This window comes from Tropicimonas marinistellae (assembly GCF_001509585.1).
Taxonomy (GTDB): Bacteria; Pseudomonadota; Alphaproteobacteria; order Rhodobacterales; family Rhodobacteraceae; genus Tropicimonas; species Tropicimonas marinistellae.
In genome coordinates, this window is sequence record NZ_LNCI01000010.1 from 131675 (window position 1) to 149392 (window position 17718).

10 protein-coding genes are annotated in these 17718 nt (G+C 62.4%); 3 read left to right on the top strand and 7 right to left on the bottom strand.

From position 1 onward, the window contains the following. Positions 1-21: 21 nt before the first annotated feature. From ARC39_RS20095 to ARC39_RS20115, 5 genes are all read right to left on the bottom strand, one after another. On the bottom strand, positions 22-2316 hold the full coding sequence (locus tag ARC39_RS20095; protein ID WP_068117187.1) for a hybrid sensor histidine kinase/response regulator: 2295 nt from the start codon (positions 2314-2316) through the stop codon (positions 22-24). 149 nt (positions 2317-2465) lie between these two features. Further along, positions 2466-3632: an RsmB/NOP family class I SAM-dependent RNA methyltransferase gene (locus tag ARC39_RS20100; RefSeq protein ID WP_068116965.1), complete on the bottom strand. Its 1167-nt coding sequence runs from the start codon at positions 3630-3632 to the stop codon at positions 2466-2468. Between the two features lie 70 nt (positions 3633-3702). Next, entirely contained in the window at positions 3703-4581 is an 879-nt protein-coding gene (locus ARC39_RS20105) for a transglutaminase family protein (RefSeq protein WP_068116966.1), read from the bottom strand. Between the two features lie 7 nt (positions 4582-4588). Beyond that, complete coding sequence (locus tag ARC39_RS20110) at positions 4589-6958, bottom strand: circularly permuted type 2 ATP-grasp protein (RefSeq protein WP_068116968.1); 2370 nt, start codon at positions 6956-6958, stop codon at positions 4589-4591. Positions 6959-6972: 14 nt separating this feature from the next. Beyond that, the gene (locus ARC39_RS20115) at positions 6973-10302 is read right to left on the bottom strand and encodes a transglutaminase family protein (RefSeq protein WP_068116972.1); all 3330 of its coding nucleotides are present in this window, start codon (positions 10300-10302) and stop codon (positions 6973-6975) included. 278 nt (positions 10303-10580) lie between these two features. On the opposite strand from ARC39_RS20115, the gene purU reads away from it, so the two are divergent. The 3 genes from purU (at position 10581) to ARC39_RS20135 (ending at position 13115) form a co-directional block, all read left to right on the top strand. Next, the gene (gene purU / locus ARC39_RS20125; RefSeq protein WP_068116975.1) at positions 10581-11465 is read left to right on the top strand and encodes a formyltetrahydrofolate deformylase; all 885 of its coding nucleotides are present in this window, start codon (positions 10581-10583) and stop codon (positions 11463-11465) included. A 170-nt stretch (positions 11466-11635) separates the two neighbouring features. Further along, positions 11636-12289 carry a cysteine hydrolase family protein gene (locus tag ARC39_RS20130; protein WP_068116976.1) on the top strand — a complete coding sequence of 218 codons (654 nt, stop codon included), beginning with the start codon at positions 11636-11638 and terminating at the stop codon, positions 12287-12289. Positions 12290-12434: 145 nt separating this feature from the next. Next, positions 12435-13115, top strand: a complete 681-nt coding sequence (locus tag ARC39_RS20135; RefSeq protein WP_068116977.1) for a DUF4386 domain-containing protein — start codon at positions 12435-12437, stop codon at positions 13113-13115. 10 nt (positions 13116-13125) lie between these two features. Here ARC39_RS20135 and ARC39_RS20140 read toward each other — a convergent pair whose 3' ends face one another. Next, positions 13126-16278, bottom strand: a complete 3153-nt coding sequence (locus ARC39_RS20140; RefSeq protein WP_068116978.1) for an efflux RND transporter permease subunit — start codon at positions 16276-16278, stop codon at positions 13126-13128. 3 nt (positions 16279-16281) lie between these two features. After that, positions 16282-17433 carry an efflux RND transporter periplasmic adaptor subunit gene (locus tag ARC39_RS20145; protein ID WP_068116979.1) on the bottom strand — a complete coding sequence of 384 codons (1152 nt, stop codon included), beginning with the start codon at positions 17431-17433 and terminating at the stop codon, positions 16282-16284. Between the last annotated feature and the right edge of the window lie 285 nt (positions 17434-17718).

Genomic DNA, 17718 nt, shown 5'->3' on the forward strand with positions numbered 1-17718 from the left:
CGGTATACTTGCCCATGCGCGTCAATGAATCTGGCTCTGAACGGTCTGAGCGAGTTCATTCAATGAGAAAGGTTTTGGAAGAAAAACCGAATTCGGTATGTTTGACTGCTCGTCTGACAGGCTTTCTTCGGCATATCCCGAAACGAATACAACCCGGACACCGGGTCTTTGTTGCAACGCCAGCCGGACCCAACTTGGTCCATCCATTCCCGGCATGACCACATCGGTTACAAAGACGTCGATCCTGAGGTCCTCATCCTTCAATGTCTCGAGCGCCTCCTCGGCATTTTCGGCCTCGATGACCGTGTAACCACGCATGCGCAGCGCGCGCGATGCGAACGCACGCACGGGCGCTTCGTCCTCGACGAGAAGGATGACCCCGTCAACCTTCTGCGTGGATACAGACGCCGCGATCGGTTTGGGATCTTTCGCCTCCGGCACCTGCCGCTCATAGGCCGGAAAATACAGGGAGAAGATCGTGCCTGTCCCGACGACAGAGTCGACGAAAATGTACCCCCCAGTCTGCTTGATGATGCCATAGGCCGTCGACAACCCAAGACCGGTCCCTTCACCGGTTCGTTTGGTCGTGAAGAACGGCTCGAAGATCTTCGCCAGCTTGTCGGCCGGGATTCCGGTCCCTTCGTCGGTCACCCGAACAACAACGTAATCTCCGGGAGGAACTGTCGCCCGGTCACGTTCCATAGGTACCGAAATCCGCCGGCTCTCTGTCTCGATCCGCACTTCACCGCCCTCGGGCATGGCGTCCCGAGCGTTGACGACCAGGTTCATCAGCACCTGTTCCAACTGTCGCTTGTCTGCCCGGATCGGTCGCAACCCCGGGTCATGTGTCAACGAGAGTGTGACCTTTTCCCCGACGAGACGATTGAGCAAATGGGTTAGGTCCGACAGCGTATCCCGCAGATCCATAACCTCGGGTCGCAGATTCTGCTTTCGGGAAAACGCCAACAGCTGCCCGACGAGGCTCGCCGCCCGGTTGGCATTCTGGTTGATCTGCACCAAGTCACCGTAGTCCGGGTCGCCCTGATCGTGGCGCAACAGGAGAAGGTCGCAGTGACCGGAAATCGCGGTCAGCAAGTTGTTGAAATCGTGCGCAACGCCACCAGCCAATTGACCTATCGCCTGCATCTTCTGGCTTTGGACAAATTGTGCTTCGAGCGTCTTCAACTCCGTCGCATCGTTAATGACCGCGACAAGGTGGACCTCTTCGCCTTCGACGACGCGCCCGAGGGTGATCTGTAGATAGAGTTCCTTGTCTGGCATGCTTGCGCGAACGAATTCCGGGCGCCCGAGGCCGCGCCCCGAGGCAGCTTCCTCCAACCAGTCCCGAACCGAGCGCCCCAAGCCTTCCACAAGCTTCTGTAGCTCCACACCCGGGGCCACTGAATCGCCCAATAGCGTACGGGCCATCGTGTTGGCTTCCCGCAATTCGCCCCGACCATTGAGTTTCAGCACCGCGACAGGCAGGCCATCCATGTTGCCGCTCAATTGATCGCTCCCCTCGCCTGCCACATCACTGTCGCCAACCGGGAGAAGGAATATCTCGCGGCGGCCACCGGCCGCGTCGATCGCGATCACACGCACTGTTACCGGACCGTCCGCGCTGTCGATTCGGTTGATCGAATTGTTTGCGAGCGGCAGATCGGTGAACACCCGGTCGAGGTGCTTCACGCGCCCGCCAAGTATCCGCCGCGCAGCATCATTCATGAACAGGATCGTTCCACTGCGGCTGGCGGTCATCATTGGCAGGCTGAGGGATTCTGCGCCACGCGCCCCGTGCGACCGTTCCGCAAGATCTTCCAGACGCCACAAGTATCGATCATCGCCAATCTGGTGAACCGACAGTCGAACGTGCCCGCGACGCGACAGGATATCTTCCCGCGCCGAGCCACGTGCCTCCGCTCGACCCTGTAGACGCATCAGAATCGACGTTGGATTGGCGAAGAGGTCGCGCAGGCAGCGTGCGATTGTCTGGTCCGGTTCCGTGGCATCGCCGAAACGGTCCCGCGCGGCGCGGTTGCGGTTCAGCACCACGCCCTCGGTGGTTGTGGTGAAATTCGGGGCCGCATCGTTTTCAATGAACCCGGCGATGGTATCTGTGAGGTCCGTCTGCGCGAGACGATGCCTGGTCGAAAACGCCCGGATAAGAATGGCCATCGCCGTCAACGTCCCCCCGGCCGCCAGCAGCGACAGGCCCAAGACCTGCCCCGGAACCACAAATGCCGAACTGAGAAATACCAGGGCAAACAAAAGAAGGTACGGCGTCCGACCGGCGAAGGCGGCGGCCGTACGGGTCATTGGATCAGGGGCGAGCGCTGGATGCGACAAGGCCTTTCTCCGTTGCGATTCGGACCCGCTCATTTCCGCCCCCAATTCGTTAAGTCCGGCTTAAGGGATTTGCGAGAGCCGAAATCACCGGACAAGGAGCGGCCATCCGCCGCCCCGCTTCAAGCATTTCGGCGCAACACACTCAGAAAGAAACCATCTCCGCCAGAAAGCGGCGATAGCTGTTCGCAGGTCTCCACGTCCCATAACGGGTGTTTCTGCAGGAACCGGTCAATCTGCCCAGTGTTCTCCTGCTGCAGAATCGAACAGGTCATGTAGGCGACAGCTCCCCCATCGGCCGTCAGGCGAGCCACCTCGCTAAGGATCTCCGCCTGCGTAGCCAGCAAAGCAGCGAGCGCCGGCCGGTCGAGGCGCCATTTCGCTTCCGGCTGGCGGCGCCACGCGCCACTGCCGGAGCACGGAACATCCGCGACAATGACGTCAAACGGGGCAAGCCGGGCAATGTTCTCATGCGAAATAGTCTTCACCCGGGCCCCAGCTCGAGCAGCGCGCGCCGGAATGTCCTTCATACGTGCCGGTTTTGCGTCATGTGCGACGATCTCACCGTCGAACCGTGCGGCAAGGGCGAGTGCCTTTCCCCCGCCGCCGGCACAATAGTCCAGAACAGGCCCGGAGTTCGGCAGAGGAATGCGATCGGAAACGGCCTGAGACGCGGCATCCTGCAACTCGACCAACCCGTTCCGGTAAGCTTCGGAGGCGCTGACACGACGGGCACCCTCTATCACCCGCAGCGCCGTCGTCGATAGCGGATGGGGCTCCGTGACGATCCGGTCTCCAGCAAGCGCCGCCTGTGCCTCCTTCAACGTGCCTCGCGCCAGATTCACCCTCAGAAACACATCGGCTCTCTCACGCAAGACATTCATGACCCGGGCATAGTCGCCGCCCAGGCTGTGTCTGAGGTCCGCCTCCAGCCATTCAGGGCAATCCAGAGCCTCGGCCTCGGAAAGCTCTGGCGTATGCGCGCTTTCCGCGTCGCTGAGCGGCGGCAGGGAATATCCGGTGCCGGTCAGCATCGTCGTCGGGTCCACCCCCTGCAGGCGCAACAGACCGATTATCAATCCACGACCGGTCTCCGCGCCACCCGCGGCGGCTGCAGAACGTTGCCGTCGAATGGCGTCGTACACGTGGTCGCGAATTGCTGCCCGATCACCCGACCCGGCAAACCGGCTGCGGCGGGCCCACCGCGTCAGTGCCCGTTCCGCAGGCTCTCCTGCCAGATAGAGATCAAGGATCTCGGCTGCCGCTGCGATCCGTGCCTCAGGTGTCATTCCACCTCTCGACCAATGTTAATATCACCCCAAAAGATATTGATAAATATCCCTTTTTCAGCTTCAAAATTCACTCCAGCGGAATAACGTCGACCGATTGGGTCGTACTATGATCGCCTGCCAGGCGCATCATCCCCTTCACCGGCGCGATGTCGCCGTAGTCGCGCCCGTAGGCGATCACGATATGGTCGCGACGCACCTGCTGGGCATTGGTCGGGTCATATTCCACCCACCCCGCCTGATGGCCGCACCAGCACCGAACCCAGGCATGCATGGCATCCGCTCCTTCCAGCCGTGGCTGTCCCTCGGGCGGCACAGTTCGAAGGAATCCGCTGACATATCCCGCCGGAACGCCAACGCCGCGCAGGCACGAAATCATCACGTGGGTGAAATCCTGGCACACACCGTGGCGGCGTTCGAAAGCTGTCAGCGCCGGCGTATCGACCTCGGTCGCCTCCGGATCGAAATCGAAATCCGCATGAATCCGCTCTCCTAGACGCAGCACAAGCTCAAGAACCGTGGCCGACCCCTCAGCCACCTCATGCGCATAGGCGGTCATCTCGGGGTGCGGCGAGATGCGGGGGGAACTCCCGAGAAAGTGGTGTGGCGCTTCGGGTTCCAAGGATTGATGCAGCGCCAGATCACGCGGCAGATCCTCGAGCCGCGGCGAAACATCCAGCAACCGGCCGGGTCCAAAGCGTTCCACACGCGCCGCGATCTCGAAGAGGCTCTCTTCATGCGGCTGATCCAATGCCACTTCAACGGTGCGATTGCCGAAGAAATCGGTGCCCTCCAGCCATTCCACCGGCTTTGGCCGGACCTGCATTCGCTGAGCGCTCACATGCTGCAAGCCGGAAATCTGGGCGGGCAAGAGCCGAAGCAGATGCCGCGCGGAGCTGGCGGCACCGGGGTAGTCATAGCTGATCGACATGCGAAGGTCGTAAAGCATCTCGCGTCTACCCAAGATAGGCCAGCGTCAGCTGGTCGGACATGTCGGCAATCTCGTCTTTCAGCCGCGTGAGACATGTCGTGTCGAGCGTCGACGGGGTCTGCAACGCCAGGTCCGTGCGGGCGCGCAGAACCGCGCGGCTCAACGGAGACATCGGGCGGTGCTCTCCAGTGCCGGGAAGGTGCTCCAAGTGACCCTCGATATCGTTGAACTGGCAAAGGATCGAACGCGGGTTCAGCGCGTCCAGTCCCAACAGGTCAACCACGGTCTCCCGGTTGGTTGAAACAGTGTAGCGCCGGTGGTGGGTCATCACGCTGTCGGCAATTTCCAACGCCATATCCAGGCTACCGGCCGGTGCAATGGGGTCGGCAAAGGCGACAAGGCAGGCGGAAGTATTGGCCGCCCGCTCCAATGCGCGGCCCAGAGACAGAAAGCGCCAGCCGGTAAACCGGTACATGTTGTCATGCACGAGCCCCGCGAACCCATTGAGCTTTCGAAGCAAAACGCTCATGGCACGAGTCGCGTCGTCCCCCGTTTGCACGCGGTTGGAGAAACCGATCGCCGTTCGTTCCAGATCGGCAAGCGCAAGTGTACCGTCCACCGAAAAACGATCCCCGACATGGCCAGCGCTGCCATGCGCGGCACGGATCGTGTCGATAAGCCCTTCTGGCACGGCTTCGCGGGGATCGCAGCGATAGCCCTTGAGATGGGCAGCAACCAATCGCAGAAGCGGGCCGCCGGGCGCGTCGCTCTCGGCCAGTCTCGCGTGGTGCGCGCGCAGCAGTCGCACCAAATACTCCGACCTCTCAACATAGCGCCCGAGCCAGTAAAGGTTGTCGGCGGCGCGACTTGGCAGGGCGCCGGGCGGTGTGCGCGCGACGGTGCCGCGAGCGGGCGCCGCGATCGACTCCTCAGTGTCCGAACCGCGTGCATGCACCCAGACATCCGCAACACGTCCGCCCTTCTGCATCGCCACAACGTTGGAGCTCGCCGATTGACCGATCCGCGCGAACCCACCGGGCATGACCGTCCAGCCCTCCCGCGTGCGCGCCAGAAAGACCCGCAGGCTCATCGGCCTCGGTTGCAATTCGCCGTCGATCAGCGCCGGCGCCGTGGAGAGCCGCACCTTTTCCTGGCCGACCAGCCCGGCGCCCTTGCGCTCGATCCAGTCGGAGAAGCCGGTCGACGGCGGCGTGACATCCCCCGTCTCGTAGAGAAGCCCGGTGGAAAACGCGTCGCCGAGTGTCATCCGCTCGGCATTCTCCCGCACATAGGCCCGCTCACTGTCCTGCCCGCACCACCAGGTTGCGATATTCGGCAGGCGTAGCGGTTTGCCCGCAAGCACTTCGCTCAGCCGCGGCAGGAACGCCATGAGCGCCCGCGTTTCCAGGATACCGACACCCAACGCATTGACCATGGTCAGGTTGCCTTCGCGCACCGCGCGCAGCAGCCCCGGCGTTCCAAGCTGCGATCCTTCGCGAAGCTCCAGCGGGTCTACCCAGGCCGCATCGAGTCGGCGCCAAAGCACAGAAATCGGCTGGAATCCGTCCACGGTTCGGATCATCAACCGCCCGTTCTGAACGGCCAGATCATCGCCCTCAAGCAACGTGAAGCCAAGGTATCGCGCGATATAGGCATGTTCGAAATAGGTTTCGTTCATCTGACCGGGCGTCAGAATGCCGATGCGGCTCTCGCCGGTCTCGCGCATCGCCATGAGCGTATCGCGAAACTCACGGAAGAACCCCGCCAGGCGGGGTATCCCGGCACTGGCGAAAATGTCGGAGTAGACCCGCGAGGTGGCGATCCGGTTCTCAACCGCAAAACCCGCACCGGACGGGGCCTGGGTACGATCTCCGAGCACCCACCAGTTGCCCTCGGGACCGCGCCCGATGTCGAACGCGACGAAGTGGAGAAACTTTCCGGAGCGCGGCTTCACCCCCACAAGCGGTCGCAGCCATTCTGCGTTGTGGGCGACCAACGACGCCGGCAGGTGCCCGTGTGACACGAGCCGGTTCTCACCATAGATATCGGCGACGATCTTTTCGAGGAGTTCGGCGCGTTCGACCAGACCGGCGGATATCTCCGTCCAGTCCTCCTCGGAGATCAGCAGCGGTATATGGCTGAGCGGCCAGTCGCGGCGGGATGCGTCCGCAGGCCCATAGCGGCGGAAATAGACGCCGGCGTCGCGCAGGTACTGGTCGCCGTGGGAAATTCGCGTTTCCAGACGTTCCGGCGACATTGCTGCGAGCCGGGAGATGAAATCCGTCCAGACCGGCCGGACGGCACCCCGGCCATCCAGCAATTCATCGGGCACCCCCGCTGGAGGGGCATAGCCCGACAGGAACCGCTGGAGCGGGTCGGCCTGCTGTCCCTCCATATTCTCTTCGCCTCCTAGAGACCGGGCGCGCGCCTCAGGTCGAGTGTCATGGGGAACTCCCTATGGGGCAATTCGGCCGGGGGCAAGTAGGCCCCGGCACTGTGCCCGTGTGGTTCGAAACGCGACAGGCGCCGCGCCTGTGCTTCGTTCCCATTGACCGGGAAGGTATCGTAGTTGCGCCCGCCGGGATGCGCAACGTGGTATGTGCACCCTCCAAGCGCCCTGCCCGTCCAGGTATCGAAGACATCGAAGGTAAGCGGCGCATCAATGGGCAGGACCGGATGCAGCGCTTCGGGCGGCTGCCATGCTTTGTAGCGCACCGCAGCGACCGAAACGCCGCCGGTTCCGGCCGCCTGCAGGGGCAAGCGCCGACGATTGCACGCAACGACGTATCTCTCCGGGTCGGTTGTGGTGAGTTGCACCTGCAATCGTTCCACCGAACTGTCGGTATAACGCACGGTACCGCCGATGGCGCCGGTCTCTCCCAGCACGTGCCAGGGTTCCAGCGCCTGTCGGATCTCCAGATGTACGCCCTCGTATTCCACCTCTCCGCAGAACGGGAAGCGGAACTCTGCCTGAGCCTTGAACCATTCAGGGTCCATTTCGAACCCATGGTCCGACAAGTCGCGCAGAACGTCCAGGAAATCCTCCCAAACGAAATAGGGCAGCATGAACCGGTCATGCAGGCGTGTCCCCCAGCGGATCGGGGCGCCGGTCACCGGCTGCGCCCACATCCGGGCAATGAGTGCCCGGATCAGCAATTGCTGGGCCAGCGACATGCGGGGGTCGGGCGGCATCTCGAACCCCCGGAACTCGATCAGCCCGAGCCGTCCGGTCGGACCATCGGGCGAATAGAGCTTGTCGATGCAAATCTCCGCGCGATGTGTGTTGCCGGTCACGTCTATCAGGATGTTACGCAACAGCCGATCCACCAGCCACGGAGGCGGCACCTGCCCCTGGCTTGGCGCGTGGATCTGGTTCAGCGCTATTTCCAACTCGTAAAGACTATCGTGGCGCGCTTCATCGATCCTTGGCGCCTGGCTCGTCGGCCCAATGAACAGCCCGGAGAACAGGTAGCTGAGCGACGGATGCCGTTGCCAGTGAAGGATCAGCGATTTCAACAGGTCGGGGCGGCGCAGGAACGGGCTGTCGAGCGGGTTCGCGCCGCCCACGACCACGTGGTTGCCGCCGCCAGTACCGCAATGGCGCCCGTCGATCATGAACTTGTCGGCCCCGAGGCGGGCTTGCCGGGCCTCCTCGTACACGGCTTCTGTGATCGCCTTGCAATCCTGCCAGGATTGCGCCGGGTGGACGTTGACCTCCAGTACGCCGGGGTCGGGCGCGACGCGGATCACGTTCAGCCGGGAATCATGCGGCGGCTGGTAGCCCTCGATATGCACTGGCAATCCGGTGTCCGCGGCCGCATGTTCCACCGCGGCCAGCAGTTCGAGGTAGTCGTCCACCGTCGTGGTCGGCGGCATGAAAACGCACAACCGCCCCCCCCTCGGCTCCACCGTCATCGCCGTGCGAACGTTGCCACCGAGCGGTTCCACCGCCGATTGCGGGTGCAGTTCCTGGCGCGGGCGTTCGGCCCGGAACCGCGCGGCTTGCTGAACCCTACCCTCGGTCGGTACGGGGCGTTCGAATTCCGGCAGGTCGCCTTCCTGCACCGCCGGATCGGCTGGATAGATGTAGGGATAGGAGACTGTCGGAATATAGGGCAGCGAGTCGATGGGAAGCCGGAAGCCCACTGGACTGTCGCCGGGGATCAGGAAGATCTTTCCGCGACGGGTCCGCCAAAGCTCCGTCGTCCAGTTGGCAAAGCCCTTGGCCTGCCAGCGCTGGACCGGCAGCACCACGCCGGTGGGTTCTGTCAAACCGCGCTCGAAGACCCGCGCAATGCGGTGCCGTTCCTCGGGGTCCTTCAGTTTGGAGTTGTCCGGTGAGACGTTTTCGGGAAGATTCGCCTCCTTCACCAGCCATTCCGCCGGATCCTCGTATGCAGGTTGAACGTGGTCGGGATCGACGCCAAGCGTTTCGGCGACGGTTTCGAGCAACGCCTCCGCGTCTTTCCATCCGACCTCGGTATCCGTCTCCTCTTCCGCGAAGAGGTCCTGATTGTGCCAGATCGGCTTGCCATCCCGCCGCCAGTAGAGCGAGAAGGTCCAGCGCGGCAGGCTTTCGCCCGGATACCACTTGCCCTGCCCGTAATGCAGGAAGCCCCCCGGCGCAAAACGCTTGCGCAACCGACGGATCAGGTCGTCGGCGAGCCCTCGCTTCATCGGGCCGACGGCGGCGGTGTTCCACTCGTCGCTCTCGAAGTCATCGATGGAGACAAACGTCGGTTCACCGCCCATCGTCAGCCGCACATCGCCTTCCAGAAGAGCCTCGTCGACCTTCTTGCCCAGGGTATCCAGCTTCTCCCAGCTGTCCTGCGGGAAGGGCTTGGTGATCCGGGGGTGTTCTGCGATGCGGTAAACCCGCATGTCGAACTCGAAGTCCACCTCCGCCGGGCTCGCCATGCCGGAGATCGGCGCGGCATTGCGGAAATGCGGAGTGGCGGCCAGCGGAATGTGGCTTTCTCCGGTGAGCAAGCCGGAGGTCGGGTCGAAACCGACCCAGCCCGCACCGGGGATATAGGCCTCGCACCAGGCGTGCAGGTCGGTGAAATCGTGGTCGGTGCCGGACGGGCCGTCGAGTGATTTCAGGTCGGGCTTGAGCTGGATCAGGTAGCCCGAGACGAACCGCGCCGCGATACCGAGATGCCGGAGCACTTGGACCAGCAGCCACGAGGTATCGCGGCAGGACCCCTTGCGCACCGTCAGCGTCTCCTCCGGCGTCTGCACCCCCGGCTCCATCCGGATGACATAGTCGATCATCTTCTCCAGCCGGTGATTGAGCGCGACGAGGAAATCCACCGTCTTCGGCTCGCCCTTGCGGTCGATGCTCTTGAGCAGCGCCTGCAGCTTCGGTCCGGCAGGTTCCGGCGTAAGGTAGATCGATAGGTCCTCCGACAGGTCGGTCGGATAGTCGAACGGGTAATGCTCCGCACGCTCCTCCACGAAGAAGTCGAACGGATTATAGACCGACATGTCCGCCACGAGGTCCACCTCGATCTTCAACTCCCGCACTGGTTCGGGAAAGACGAAACGCCCCAGCCAATTGCCATACGGGTCCTGCTGATGGTTCACGAAATGCCCGCTTGGGCTGACCTTCAGCGAGTGCGAAATCACTCGCGTACGGCTGTGCGGCGCGGGGCGCAGGCGGATGATCTGCGGACCGAGCGTTACCGGCCGGTCGTACTTGTAATGCGTCAAATGGTGAATGGCGGCCTTGATCGACATTGGGTGTCCCGTTCTGGAGTCTCACGACTCACGCAAGCACAGGCAGGAAATACTGACGAGATGAAACCGCCGCTGCGCGGCACGAAGCGCGCGACCGTGGCTCGCATCCCTCTATGGCGCCTAATAAACAGGCAGGGTTTCGCCAATCGGAAACGGCGGGATGCAATCGGAGCGGCTGGCATTGATTTCGGTCGCCAACGGCGCGCATTCGCGCTTTCGGCCGATGCCGCACCGCGGCACCAATGCGGGAAACGCGACTACTGCAGGAAAGACACCCGATGAGCCGATTTGCCCTGACCGTGAAATGCCCCAGCCGACGCGGCATCGTCGCGGCCGTTTCGAGTTTTCTGGCCGAAAACGAATGCAACATCACTGACTCCCATCAGTTCGACGACATGGAGACGGGTCACTTCTTCATGCGGGTATCCTTCGCCAGCGAAGGCGGAACGGACATGGCAGATCTCGCAGCGGCTTTCTCGCCAGTGGCCGAGACCTTTCGGATGGAACACGCCTTCCACGACGCCGCGTCGCGAATGAAGGTTCTGATCATGGTCTCGCGCTTCGGGCATTGCCTGAACGATCTGCTCTATCGCTGGCGGATCGGCGCGCTGCCCATCGACATCGTCGGCGTGGTCTCCAATCACCTAGCCTACCAGAAGGTGGTAGTGAACCACGATATCCCGTTCCACTACATCAATGTAACCAAGGCCAACAAACCGCAGGCCGAAGCGCGGCAGATGGAGATCATCGAGGAGACCGGTGCCGAATTGGTGGTGCTTGCGCGCTACATGCAGGTGCTCTCGGACGAGATGTGCACCCGGATGTCGGGGCGGATCATCAACATCCACCACTCCTTCCTGCCCTCCTTCAAAGGCGCCAACCCCTACAAGCAGGCATTCGAACGCGGCGTGAAGCTGATCGGAGCGACATCGCACTACGTGACCGCCGATCTCGACGAAGGACCGATTATCGAGCAAGACATCGTCCGGGTCACCCACGCTCAGTCGCCGTCGGACTACGTCTCTCTCGGCCGCGATGTGGAAAGCCTCGTTCTGAGCCGTGCGATCCACGCCCACATTCACCACCGCGTCTTCCTGAACGGCACCAAGACGGTGGTCTTCCCCGCGAGCCCAGGCAGCTACGCGTCGGAGCGCATGGGATGACCCAGGGCCGGGCCTGGGCCGGTCAGACGAGACCATGAAATCCGCGCTCGAATCCAGGGAATCTGCGCCTGTGAGCGGCGATTCACCCAATGGCCGCCACGCCTGCGGTGCGCTACCGTGGCGTCATCATCCTCCGGGGTCGGAGGTTGTCCAGGAGGGGGGCCAGGGCAATGATCTCGCGCGACGTACCACTTCACATTCCGGAATCCGCACTGCTTGTTATCGACATGCAGAATTACACAGCCAGCGAGACAGGCGGCGCTTATTCCTCGCTGTCCGAAGCGGACCGGGCAGACAGGTTCGGATGGTTTTTTCGGGAGCTTGACCGCCAGGTCATCCCGAATATCCAGCAGCTGCAGACAGGGTTTCGCAACGCGGGGATCGAGGTTCTGTTCACGACAATCGAGAGCCTGACCCGGGACGGGCGCGACAGGGGGCTCGACTACAAGACGCTTGGCTACAATGTCCCCAAGGGCAGTTGGGATGGACGCGTGATCGACGCGCTGGCTCCGGACGACGACGAAATCGTGCTGCCCAAATCCTCTTCATCGGTCTTCATCTCGACCAATATCGACTACGTCCTGCGCAGCCTCGGCGTGCGCCAACTCGTGGTCTGCGGGATGGAAACCGACGATTGCGTGGAAAGCGCGATCCGGGATGCCGCCGATCTCGGATACCACGTCACGCAGGTCACTGATGCCTGCGCCACCTACAGCGCGGAGCGGCACGCGGCGGCGCTGGACACGATCTCAGGGCATTGCCGGCAAATCCTGACGCGCGATCTGCTGTCGGAATTGGAAGCCTCGGTTGGCACCTGGGCCTAGAGCCGGCAACTGCTTGGATTCCAAACCTGCGGATGCCGCCCCTGCATATGCACAATAGCATGACTGTTCTGCATCCCTGGGCAATTCCACTCCGCGTGTTCAGGCGGCACTCTACCCGTATCGCGTCAAAACGGAGACCCGCCCCATGACACACATCCCCGATCATCGCCTGTTCCGGATTGCCGGCGTGCTCTATCTGGCAATCATTCTCCTTGGCCTTGGCGCGGAATTGGCCCTGCGTGCACCGGTTCTTTCGGGGCAGTCTCAAGACCCGCTGGCCATCCGGATCCAGGAGGGTGCAACTGTCCTGAGGCTAAGCCTGGTGGCGGATATGCTCATGGCGATTTGCGATGTCGCCTTGGCGGTCGTGCTCTTCGCCATCCTCGCCCCTTACGGGCGCCTGCTCGCAGGGATGGCAATGGCCTTCCGGTTGGTACAAACGGCAATTATCGGCGCCAACATGCTGGGGCTCTTCGGCCTGCTCGCCCTTTCGCAGGCCGATGCAGCGGGAGACGGCGGCAGTCTCGGCGCACTGCTGGAAGTGCATGGTATGGGGTACGACACCGGGCTCGCATTCTTCGGCGTGAACTGCCTTCTGACCGGGGTTTTGCTCCTGCGGCACCCAGCCTTCGCGCAGTGGCTCGGGGCGCTCGTAATGCTCGCAGGGCTGGTCTACCTGACGGGTACGACGCTACGTCTCATGTCGCCCGCGGCCGCCGCTGCCTTCGCGCCGGCATACCTTTTGCCGATCGTGGCCGAGACCACGTTCTGCCTGTGGCTTCTTGCCGGCGGGCGTCGACAGGGCCGATCGCACGCCGTCACCTGATCCGAAGGAGCTAGCCCTGCTCCACTTCCTGTGGTGCGGGCGCATCCGGAGCGCGGCCCATGCCGCGCTTCACCCACTCCCGCAGGTTCTGGAGCACCACGTAGAGCACCGGGACGATGACGACGCCGATCACAGTCGCGGCCAACATGCCCCCGAACACGGCAATACCGATAGCGCGCTGACTGGCCGCCCCCGCGCCCGTGGCGACCAACAGCGGTACAACACCGAGCAAGAAACTGAGCGCCGTCATCATGACGGCTCGGAACCGTTGATGCGCCGCCTCGACAGCGGCCTCGCGCACGCTCATGCCAGCCTCTCGCCGTTCCATGGCGAATTCCACGATAAGGATCGCGTTTTTCGCCCCGAGGCCCACGAGCATGATCATTCCGATCTGTGTGTAGAGGTTGATGTCGTTGCCGGTGATCGCCACGGCCAGAACCGCGCCGAAGAGTGCCACCGTAACCGATAGCAGGATCGCCACGGGCATGGTCCAACTCTCGTATTGCGCCACCAAGAAAAGATAGCCGAACAGGATCGCCATGATCAGGATGACCTGCACCATGCCGGCGGAGTCCTGCTGCTGCTGAGCGGTGCCGGTCCATTCGTAGGCATATCCCGGCGGAAGGGCCGTGACGGCTTCCTCCTCCAGCACCCGAATGGCGTCGCCGGTGGCAAAGCCCGGCGCAGGTACGGCCGTGACCGTGGCGGAGCGGAACATGTTGTAGCGATTGAGGAGGATCGGCCCGAGGATGTTCTCCACGTCGATGAGCGTTCCCAGCGGAACCATATCGCCGGTGTTCGAACGAACATGAAGCTGGGCAATATCCTCGACTTGGTTCCTTTGCTCGCCCTCTGCCTGGATCAGCACCTTGTATACGCGCCCGAACAAATTGAAATCGTTCACGTAGTAAGACCCCAGGAAGGACTGCAATGTCTGGAACACCTCACTCACCGGCACGTCGAGCGACTTTGCCTTTTCGCGATCGAGGTCGACGAAAATCTGAGGCACGTTCGCGCGGAACGTCGTGTAGGCCTGTGCGATCTCCGGTCGCTGGTTGACGGCATAGACCAGCCCGCCAAGAGCCGACGACAGGTCTTGCGGAGAGCCACCGCCAGTTTGCTGCACCTTCATCTCAACGCCGGCAGACAACCCAAGGCCGGAAATGGGCGGCGGATTGAATGCAAGCACACTTGCCCCAACCTCCTGGTTGGCAATGCCGAGGATCCCTTGCAGGATCGCGTTGGCGTGCAGCTCCGGGTCGGTCCGCTCCTCCCATGGATCCAGGTTGACGATGATCAGCGCGGCGTTGGACCCGCTGCCCGACATCAGGCTGAACCCGTTCACGAGCACTGTATTGGCGACCCCCGGCAGGGTCTCGAGGTTGCCGTTAATCCGATCCGTCACAACCTCCGTCCGCTCGAGCGATGCGGCGTCAGGAAGCTGCACATCCACAAAGAGAACGCCATTGTCCTCGGAGGGGATGAAGCCTTTTGGCGTTGCGACGAAGAGTGAGCCGGTAACCGACGTGAACGCCGCAACCGCGACGACGCTCAGGAGCGCCACGCGCACGAAACGCTTCACGATCCCCGTGTAGCCGTTTCTGACGCGGTCAATGGTGCGCTCGAAAACAGCAAAGATCCCCCTGGGCCCACCCGACCGGGGCCGCAACACCATGGCGCAGAGGGCCGGCGACAGGGTGAGCGCATTGATGGAGGAAATCACGACAGCGGTCGAGATTGTCACGGCGAATTGCGAATAGAGCCGCCCTGTGATGCCCGGCATCAACGTGACCGGCACGAAGACTGCGAGCAGCACCAGCGTTGTGGCGATGATCGGCCCGGTTATCTGCCCCATCGCCTTTGCCGTGGCTTCCGCCGGTGGCAACCCCTCCTCGGCGATGATGCGTTCGACGTTCTCGACCACGACGATGGCGTCGTCCACCACGATGCCGATGGCCAGCACCAGCGCAAAGAGCGAAACCGTGTTGAGCGACATGCCAAAGGCGAGCAGAAACGCGAAGGTGCCGATCAGCGAGACCGGGATGGCGACCATCGGAATGATCGTCGCACGCCAGGAGCCGAGGAAGATGAAGACCACCGTCATCACCAGCGCGAACGTCAGGATCAGCGTCGACACCACGTCATCCAGCGATTTCTCCACGAAATCGGTAGAATTGTACGGGACCGCATACTCGATATCGTCAGGAAAGACCTTGGAGAGACGGTCAAGTTCGGCCAAAACGCCCTCCGACACGGCAAGCGCATTCTCCCCCGGTGCCTGGTAGACGGCCAGCACAGTCGAAGGTAGCCCGCTGAAGCGGCCCGAGGCGTTGTAGTAATTCGCGCCAAGTTCCACCCGCGCCACATCCTTGACCCGGACGATCGCACCAGCATCGCCGGTGCGGATCACGATATCCTCGAACTCGTCGACCGACGCCAACCTCCCCTTGGATTTGAGCGTGTACTGAAACTGCTGGCCCTCGGGCGCCGGTGCCGAGCCAAGCTGACCGGCGGACACTTCCAGGTTCTGCTCGCGGATCGCACCAATCACATCGCCCGGCGTGAGGCCGAGGCTCGCCATTCGGTCGGCGTCGAGCCACATCCGCATTGCGTACTCGAAGTTGGTCAGCACATCAGCCTGCCCGACCCCTTTCACCCGAGCCAAAGCATCCTTGAGGTTGATCGATGCGTAATTCGACAGGAACACCTCGTCGTAGGTGCCGTTCGGCGAGTAGAGCGTCGCGACGAGCAGCATGTTGGTGGAGGACTTCCGCGTTACGACGCCTGTGCTGGTCACTTCCGACGGAAGTGCCGCGGTTGCCTGAGCCACGCGGTTCTGCACGTTGACGGAAGCAATGTCCGGATCGGTTCCGACCTCAAAGGTGACCGACAGGGAATACGAGCCGTTGTCCGAACTGTCCGAAGACATGTAGATCATGTCGTCAACGCCGTTGACCTGCGCCTCGATCGGCGCGGCAACGGTGTTCTCTACCGTCTCGGCATTCGCACCGGTGTAGTTGGCACTCACCCGCACGACGGGCGGTGTAATATCCGGAAACTGCTCCACCGGCAGGACAGAATAGGCAATGGCGCCCATGATCGTCAGGACCAGCGAGATAACGAGCGCCGTCTTCTGGCGACGAATGAAAATTGCCGAGAACATCCGTTATTCCCCCGCCTCGGCGGCGGTGCCGGCCAGAACGCTTTCGACGATCACCCCCGGGCGTACGCGTTGCAACCCTTCGACAATCACCATCTCGCCTTCCCGCAACCCGTCTTGCACGACGAACGTGGTCTCGTGTTGCCGACCAAGGGTGACGTAGCGCTGCTCGACCCGCTGGTCAGACGTGACAACCAGTACGAAATCGCCCCGCTGGTCTCGCTGTACCGCGGCCTGCGGGATCAGAAGCTTGGTCTCGGGCTTGAGCGCCTGGATCCGTACATCCATGAAGGCACCGTCCACGATGAGCCGTTGCGTATTGGGGAATTCCGCCTTCAGCGCAATTGTACCGGTTGCCGGGTCGATCCGGTTATCCGCAAACACGATTCGCCCCGGCTCTTCCAGCCGTGTTCCGTTCGGGAGCGTCACGAAGACATCTGGCGTCAGATCCGTGTTCGCCAGTTCCGGGAGATGTGCCTGAATCTGCTCCAGAACATCGAGAAGTTGCTTCTCGGTGAGCGAAAACGATACGTGAACCGGTTTTTCGCGGACCAGCGTCACCAGTTCGGATGTTGACGGGCCGACAAGATCCCCTTCGCTTCTGGAAATCGAGCCAAGGCGCCCCGGAAAGGGTGCCGTGATCTCCGTGTAACTCAGATCGAGTTCAGCGGCGCGGATAGCCGCCTGAGCCGCCTGCACTTCGGCTTCCGCCACCAGCTTGTTCGCGCGTGCGATATCCGCCTCGCTTTGCGGTGAGGCCTGGCGATTCACCAGTTCCTGCCGACGGGTGAGCTCGATCTCGGCAAGTTCGAGGTTGGCCTCGGCCCTTGCCAGATCGGCCTGTCGCGCAGCCAGCGCCGCCTCGTAGGCGTCCGGTTCGATGCGGAACAGCACGTCGTCCTCTTCGACCTCCCTGCCTTCGGAGACCACCCGTTCCAGAAGGAAGCCGCTGACACGCGCGACGATATCCACCTTGTCGATCGCCTCGCCCTTCCCGATGAAGGTCGCTTCGTCGATCAGATCCTCCGTATAGGCGGCTGCGACCACCACCTTCGTGCTCGCTTCGTCGTCCTGCGCGAACGATCCAACGGGCCACGCGCCAAGCCCCATCGCCAACACCACGACCCACTGAATGTTTCGAAGAGATGGGTTCAGCATGGTGGCGGCCTCCTTGAACTGTCCGAATCTTCCCGGACCGGCATGCCGGTCGGTTCCTTGGTTCTATCCTGTTCCCTCGCCAGAGCAATGAAACTTCACACATTTCCGTGGAACTACGCGTCATCCACCGCGGGCACGAACCCGGGGCCGCCGGCCGGGCACCGATTCCGCGTGAATTCTGCGCATATCGGCGCCGCGTCCCGCTGTTGCATCACGCGTTTGCATTGCCCGGGCGAGGTGTCAGGGAGCGGCGGCCTGGATTGCATCCCGAAACGTGCAAGGCAC